This window comes from Streptomyces sp. NPDC013187 (assembly GCF_042899705.1).
Classification (GTDB): Bacteria; Actinomycetota; Actinomycetes; order Streptomycetales; family Streptomycetaceae; genus Streptomyces; species Streptomyces hawaiiensis_A.
In genome coordinates this window covers 1-7,162 of record NZ_JBIBAF010000038.1, presented here as the reverse complement: position 1 = coordinate 7,162, position 7,162 = coordinate 1, and the positions used below count along the sequence as shown (strand labels likewise).

General features: G+C 67.3%; 4 protein-coding genes. 1 reads left to right on the top strand and 3 read right to left on the bottom strand.

Going from position 1 to position 7,162, the window contains the following annotated elements; translation table 11 throughout:
* Positions 1-1,190: 1,190 nt before the first annotated feature.
* On the bottom strand, positions 1,191-2,732 hold the full coding sequence (locus ACFY5B_RS39325; RefSeq protein WP_389980027.1) for a hypothetical protein: 1,542 nt from the start codon (positions 2,730-2,732) through the stop codon (positions 1,191-1,193).
* A gap of 638 nt (positions 2,733-3,370) precedes the next feature.
* Between ACFY5B_RS39325 and ACFY5B_RS39320 the strand changes: the two genes are divergently transcribed.
* Positions 3,371-3,595 (top strand): hypothetical protein, encoded by a 225-nt coding sequence (locus ACFY5B_RS39320; protein ID WP_389980025.1) that lies wholly within the window; start codon positions 3,371-3,373, stop codon positions 3,593-3,595.
* Positions 3,596-4,246: 651 nt separating this feature from the next.
* Here ACFY5B_RS39320 and ACFY5B_RS39315 read toward each other — a convergent pair.
* Both ACFY5B_RS39315 and ACFY5B_RS39310 read right to left on the bottom strand, forming a co-directional pair.
* Positions 4,247-5,551 carry a hypothetical protein gene (locus tag ACFY5B_RS39315; protein WP_389980022.1) on the bottom strand — a complete coding sequence of 435 codons (1,305 nt, stop codon included), beginning with the start codon at positions 5,549-5,551 and terminating at the stop codon, positions 4,247-4,249.
* Positions 5,506-6,390: a hypothetical protein gene (locus ACFY5B_RS39310; RefSeq protein ID WP_389980019.1), complete on the bottom strand. Its 885-nt coding sequence runs from the start codon at positions 6,388-6,390 to the stop codon at positions 5,506-5,508. Before ACFY5B_RS39310 ends, ACFY5B_RS39315 begins: the two co-directional genes overlap by 46 nt.
* Positions 6,391-7,162 lie beyond the last annotated feature (772 nt).

Sequence of the window (7,162 nt, the reverse complement as noted above, 5' to 3'; positions counted from 1 at the left end):
CAGCGGCTCGATCCGGTCCCACATCGCATCGGTGATCACTAATCGGACGGACATATCCGATCAACTGACCAATCCATCAAAGAGACACGCTCTAGCTGTCCACGGGCCCCGCCCCATGGCGGCTTCCGGTGTCAGTGGCAGGGCACGCTGCCTCTGCGTCAAAGAACGCATAGGGTCACACATATAAAGACCCAATACAAATCGTTAAACAGGCTCCGCGCCGGATCCCAAAGAAGTTAATTCCCTAAGGGAAAGAACGCCTTCTGTTCCTTCTAGGTAGAAATTCCTTCTGCTGAAATAGGTGACCTGTGGCTGCGTGACCGAGACAACTGGTAGATCGCGAACGGCCTCACGTCAGCCTTGGACGGAGGCAACGTCGGCCCCGGATGTCAGAAATCGGCTCCCATCGCCACTCCATACCGAAGCGCGGGCACCCGTCCTCGCCGGAGCAGGAACGCAGCGTCGTGGACAGCACAGTTGTCAGCGTGGCCGTGACTGTAGCCGCGGGCGTGGGCGCGGTCGGGGGGCGTCGCCCGGGTGCTCATGGCCCGGATCACCACACGGGCCCTGTCGAGGAGGACTCGCATCGAAGAGGAAGGCCGCACAGATGGCATCGACGCGCTCGGGGGAGGGCGGTACCTTGCAGGAGCGGGACGAGACAGGCCGTCACCTGGCAGCGTGCCAAGGAGCACGGGGTGTGCGAGGCAGCCGTGGACCGTATGGAGGATGACACCGCATCCGCCCCGTACAGGCGCACGGCACCAGGCAGCGACGCCGGTAAAACGTCGACACTTGCTACCAGGAGGACTGGGGCCCTACCTCATCCGGTTTCCTCCTGCGTCATGGAGCGGAGTACCCGGAAGCCGAAGACGCCGTGCACAGCGCCTCCGTGGAACTGATGCACTCAAGCCAGCCGGTGCGCAGCCCACGGGCGCGGCTGCGCACGGTCGCCCTGCGGGGCCCTTTTGCGGCGATCGGTCTCCGAGCAGCCCGAAGCCGATCTCGCTGACCGGCTGGCGGAGACGAGCGCGGACTGGAGCACCCCGCTGTGATGGGGCTCTTTGAATTTCCCCATCCGCTGCTCAGGTGTTGACCAGACTTGCTCACTGAGTTCCCCACTTGCGGTGAATCGGCGCAGGAACGAGTGGGCTCGGGCACACATACTGCGCCTGGACCGAGCGTCGCTTGCGCTACAGCACCGTTGTGGTCTTGGCCTTCCCGTGTCCGCGTTGGACGGGGACACGGCTGCGCTCCGCCGCCGCCATGGCGAGCAGCACGGACGGCGACACCCGGTCCGAGTCGAACGTCTCCGTGTGCCCGCCGAGGTTGCCCATCACCTCAGCCGTAAGGAAGTGTGACAGTCCAAGTTCAGTGGCCAGCCGACGCTTGACCGCAGTCTCCACGGTCAGGGCCTGGGCGCCGGTCTCAAACGGAAGCGTGGCCACCACGTCCCAGCCAATCGCGGAGAACTGGGCGAGTCGGCTCGTCCCGTTTCCGGTGACACCGACCTTCACCGCATTGTGGTGCGGGTGCGCCAGCACGTAGACCACCGCTGGGGCCTCCCGGTCAAGCCCTCCGGGGTGGCAGTGCACGCAACCACCCTGCCCGCCGTCGATGCTGGCCAGCGTCGGCGTGACGATCTGACGGCACGCTAGATGAAGGCTGCGCCACGGGCGGCTCGTCGATTGGAACGCCACCAGCGGAAGGAACCCGGCGTCCCGCATGCGTGCGACTGCCAGCTCCGTGTCGGTGCGTCGCCTATCCGCGCTCTGCTTGTCGGCGCACGAGCGGCATCCACCTTGCCCGGCGAGGATGCCGCCGAGCCTCGGGTACACGACCTGGCGGCACGGAAGGTGGATAGACATCCACGGTGTGTTGCGGCTCTTGTAGTCCTCCAAGGGCTCCAGGTCGGCCTCCCGCATTCGGGCGATGGCCTCGGCCTGGTCCCCGCGCCGAGCTGCGACGCGAGATTCGATGCCGCACGAGCGGCACCCGGTTCGGCGCCCGAGGTCGCTGAGGCGGGGGGTGCCCGCCTGCCCGCAGGCCAGATGGACAGCAGGCCACGGCATTTTCGATCCCGGGTAGTCAGCCATAGGTTCGTAGCCGGCTGCTCGTAGCCGGGCTTCCGCTTGGGTCTTTGCCAGGCGGGTCGTCGCCGTGCGTTTCGCCACCCCGCACGCCCAGCAACACCCAGTGCCGCTGCGGATTCGGTTGAGGGTCGCCGTTACCTCCCGGCCGCACGCGAGATGGCGGCAGCGCCACGGCTCGTGTGAGTTGACGTAGGGCTCCAGCGGCTCGTACCCGGCGGCCCGCATGTCGGCTGCGGCCTCCTCCAGTGTCACCGGCGCACAGCCCGCGCAGTACACACATCCGCCTTGGGTGCGTAGACGATTGAGCACGGGTGTCACCTCCCGGCCGCACGCGAGATGGCGGCAGCGCCACGGCTCGTGTGAGTTGACGTAGGGCTCCAGCGGCTCGAGGCCCGCCTTGCGGAGGCGGGCGACCGCGGTCTCCTCGTCCAGAGATCGGGTGCGGCTTCCCAGCTTCACGCCGCATGGCTGGCACCCGATCTTCGAGTTCCGGAGGTTGCTGAGCCGTGGGGCGACGATCGCCCCGCAGGCAATGTGTCTGCTCCTCCATGGGGTGCTGGAGTTCACGTACTCGTCCAGCGGCTCGAAGCCGGCCTCTCGCATCAGCCGGATTGCTTCCAGCGAGCCCAGGCGCGCAGGCATGTGATTCTCCCTCAGCGTCATCGTGACCGACGGGAGGTTATCGCGCACCACTGACAAGGGAAGGCCCGCGATTTGCAACACACGGGCCTGCGGCCGGAACCGATTGCGGCCCGCTCCCTTCGGAAGCGGGTGACTCCGTTCGTTGCGAGGTCAACCAAGTGGGAGCCGAGAGCGTGCTTGGGGAATTTCGCAAATCCTCATCAGCTGCACGCCACAGAACTGAACGAGCAGCAACGGCACGTCCTGCACACCCTTCTCCAACTGCCCTTCAGACAACGCAGCGTGATGCCTGGCATCTTGACGGGATTCTCCACCGCCGAGATCGCCGAATCGTAAGGCAAGGACACACCACGGGCTCGTGCACGGGTCAAATGAGACGGGCCGGCCACGAGCAGGCGGCCTCGGCCCTCCAAATCCAGCAAACAGGCAGCGTCCTCCTGGAACCGGTACCCACGCACCGGGCTGCCGCCTTTGCCGTAATCCGGAGGCGTTTGTCAGCTCCCGTAGGCGTCATCGATGGCTCCGGCGTTGATCAGGGCGCAATGCCTCACGCTCGGAGGTGTCTCAGCGGGTGCTGCGGCATAGAGGTCGGCAGCGAGGCGGACGGTCCTGGTCCGCCGGTAGCCTTCTATCGGCCCGTGGTCAAGGGCAGCGGCAGCGATGAGCTGGGCGCCAGGAGAAGCGGGAGTACGACCCGCGCGTTTGACCATGGCGAGGGTGTCTTCCAGGTCGGGTTGCTGGGCGAGAGTGGCGACTGTGGGTTCCAACCACAGGTCCTGGTCAAGACAAGCGGTGAACGCGAAATGACCGGCCTCGCGCAAGGCGGCAGCCGGGAGACCGGCATCCAGGGCAGCACGCCATAGACCGACGGCCCGGTCGGTCACCTCGTCGCTCTCCGAGCGGTCGGTGTAGGTGGCGAGCTGGGACAGTATCGCGGATACGGCGACGGCCCGCCGGGGCAGCTGGCGAGTCCGGCGAGGAACTCCCCGGCAGGGCCGAGAGGTTCGGCATCGTCCAGCAGCGCACGCAGGACCCGGTAATGGGCGCCTTCGGTATCCGGCGCACACAGGACACGCCACAGACCGGGGCGGTCCAGCCGGGCCAGCAACGCTGCGTCTGGCTTGCCGTGAGCCAGCCAGCCAGACACGCGCAGGGCGCCACGCCGGCTCCAAAGGCAGGAGCGTGTCGACGTGGCCGACCGTCCAAGCGGGGTCGCAGCGGTGGAGCAGGGCGAGGCAGAACCCGATGACCGCGAGAGCCTGGTCATCGGCCGGCTCGGCACTCAGCAGAGTCTCCAACGTCGTCGTCAGCTCCTCAGGCAGACCGTCCGCGGTGCGCACAGCGGACTGGCCACCCCAGGCGGTTAGGGAGAGCAGGGCGCTGCCGCCGGGCGCCGTCGTGGCCACGCCCAGTGGGGAGGAGGTGCCCAGACGGGGGGTGCTCCAGCCAGTTACCAGATCACGCAGCCACGCCACGGCATCCGCTTCCACGGCCCCCAGGGATGCGCCACTGTCCTATGCGCGGTGCAGGAGGTTGGAGATGACCAGCTGCAACTGCACCGCCTGCGGCCCGTCGGCCTCCCGTGGGCGGATGGCGAAGGCTGCCTCGGCGAGCACGCCCAGCACCCCGGGATCTAGCAGGCCTTTACCTGCGGCGTGGTGGAGGGCGTTGAAGTAGGCGGCCTGCAGGACCGGGCGCGCGGCGGCCGCCGCGACCGCGGCAGGATCCGCAGCCCAGGCCTGCGGATCGTGGGCCACGAGCTCGCGCAGCAGTCCGGCACGATCCTCATCAGCGTAGCCATCGTCGTCTGTGACTTGGGCGGCAGCGAGCGCGGCGACAGCCGCAGCCGCCCCGTCGGCCTGGGCCCGCGCGCTGAAGACCTCTACGGACAGCCCTCCGTAGGTCTCCACCCACGAGGTGGTCTTCACAACAGGCTCAGGCCTGCTCGGGGGAGGCCCGTACTTCTCCTCCAGCAGGGACAGGACCGGCTCCCACGGCCCGCGCACGGGCTCGGGCAGTACCGGGGACAGCCGTCGCACGACGCGCCACCGCCGCAGCACCGGCCCGGGAAACGCATCAGCCCACGCGCGTATCTGGGCCGCAGCAGGAGGTGCGCCCAAGCCTTCTCCCAGAGCCGCTTCCATCTGCGCTCGCAGCTCTTGCGGACAGTGGCCGTCCAGCAGGGCGAGGAAGTCGGCCAGGTCCGCGCTCGGCCATGTTCCGCGGCCCGCCTGCCGCGCGGCGGCGACCGCCGTCTGCCACCATTCGGCCGCAGCCTCGGCACGCTGGCTGTCGTGGGGCCAGGACTCCGTCAGATGCACAGCCACCAGCCGCGCCTGGTGCTCGGTGGCGGGCAGCTTGCCGTGCATACCCCGCAACCGCTGTCCGACCGGCACGCCGAGCTGCGCCTCGGCCAGGGCGAGATCGAGCACGGCCCGCATCAGCGTCACGACGATGACATGCGGTGGGTCAGTCAGCGTGATCGTCCCGAGTTCGTTGACGAGCTCGGCCTGCAAGCCCGCGCTCTCGTCATTCAGATGGTCGGCGAGGACATCGGCAAGCGCGGAACGGATGATCACGCCGAGCCGGTCCTTGCCGGTGCGCAGCCGGCCTTTGGGGTGTGCGGTGTCGACGAGCTCGCGTAGCACCTGTCCGCTCTCCCAGGACTCGTGCGCAGTGAACGTGCGGGCCCGCACGACGCCCTCGAATACGCGCACCCACAGCCCCGTCCGCTCGTCAACGGGAACATCCCTGGCCCAGTCCGCGACACGTATCAAGACAAACCGTTCCGGCTGTGCCCGCACCAGCCTGGCCAGCAAGGCACACACCGCCATACCCGTCTCACTGACCACCCCGACCGCCTGCAACAGCGCCCCGGGCCCCTGGCACAGATCGCGTCCAGGTTCTCCTCCACCCAGGCACACACCCGCACCGGCTCATCAGCCAGTAGCCGCCGCAGATACTGCCCCGCCGGCCAGCGTCGCTCTTCGGGCAGCAGTCGCGACAGCGGCAGCAGATCGAGCCATCGCCCACTCACAGCAGCCTGGAAGAAATACACCCCGGCCCGCGGATCGGTCATCCGAGCAACCTCGTCCGCGTCCCGCTCCACCGGAGCATCCAGCCTGGCCAACTCCCGCAACTGGTCCGCCCGCTCAGGCAAGCCGAGAAAGAGGTGCTCCATAGCAGCGGTGACATCGTAGAACTGATGCCGTGCCTCGCTGGCCCCGCTACTGGAACCGTGCAGCACACCGGAAGCCGCGCTGTAGAAGGCGCTCCAGCTGCGGGCCGCCTCCGTCTCGGCGAGGCCCATCTCCTGCAGGGTCTGCTCAAGCACCAAATGACCGATCTGCCGAGTACGGAACCCCCCACGGTTCTCCTGCTCAGCACGCAACTGATCGACCGCGCCGACGAGGACATCCAGATCCCCGGCTTCCACTCCGCTGCGATGCCGCCAGGCATCCGCCACAGCCCCAGCCGCCTCAGTGACAGCCTTGGTCGCGCTGCGCAACCCAGGGAAATCCTCGCCGGCGATCTTCAGAACACTGTCCAGCGCACCACGCAGGCACGACTGCGCCACCTCGTAAGGAGCCTGGAAGACGGCAGGAGCGTTCATGATCTGGGCCGAATCCAGCAACAGGTGCCCGCTGCCCGCGAGCACCTTGAGCCTGCAGGGCCGACACGAGCTCCGAGTGCACCACGCACACGGCCGGCGCCACCTCAGTCTGCTCGCTGCCAAGGGGAAGACTGGACATCGGCCCACCGTAGCCGCACGAATCGGCAGACATCGCCCCGCAGGACAGCCAACATCTGGGACAGGCACAACCCCAATAACGGCGCGCACGAGAGAACCGAGCACGCCGATCTGCCAGTACCTGGGGGAGCGGAGTACTGCGAGCAGTGGCCTGAGCTCCGGGCCACCGGAGCTCACAAGCAGCACACCGGCCGCGTCAGCGGCCCACCCTCACCGACGCGCCGCAAGAGGAAACCGGGCACCAGCAGACGTGAGCCTGAACCCACCACCCCAGGCGCCGACAGGCGCCCACACCACACCCAAGCACCCATCAGACCGACCAACCCCAACACCCAGTCATGCCACCAGGCATGACACCCCACCACACTGACAAACCATCACAACCGGAGCGCACCAGCGCTCCACGAACAACCCACACCACTACCCAAAACCCAACACAAGGCCGCGCCAGCGGCCTAAACAACAAACGGAATCAATTTTGCCGCCAGGCAAAATGCATAAACCAAATCCCCATTTACCACCCACAACCTAGAATTTGCCGCCAGGCAAATTCACGCGCTAATCCAGGGCCGCGCCAGCGGCCCGACATAAACCACAGAGAATTCGCCGCCAGGCGAATTCCGGGGCGTAGGAATTCCGCCAGGAATTCCATTAGGGGCATTTATGCCCCTCCGCCCCC

Excerpts from the sequence above, each read along its gene's own strand:
- ACFY5B_RS39325 (WP_389980027.1), bottom strand. The coding sequence starts at position 2,732 with ATGCCTGCGCGCCTGGGCTCGCTGGAAGCAATCCGGCTGATGCGAGAG.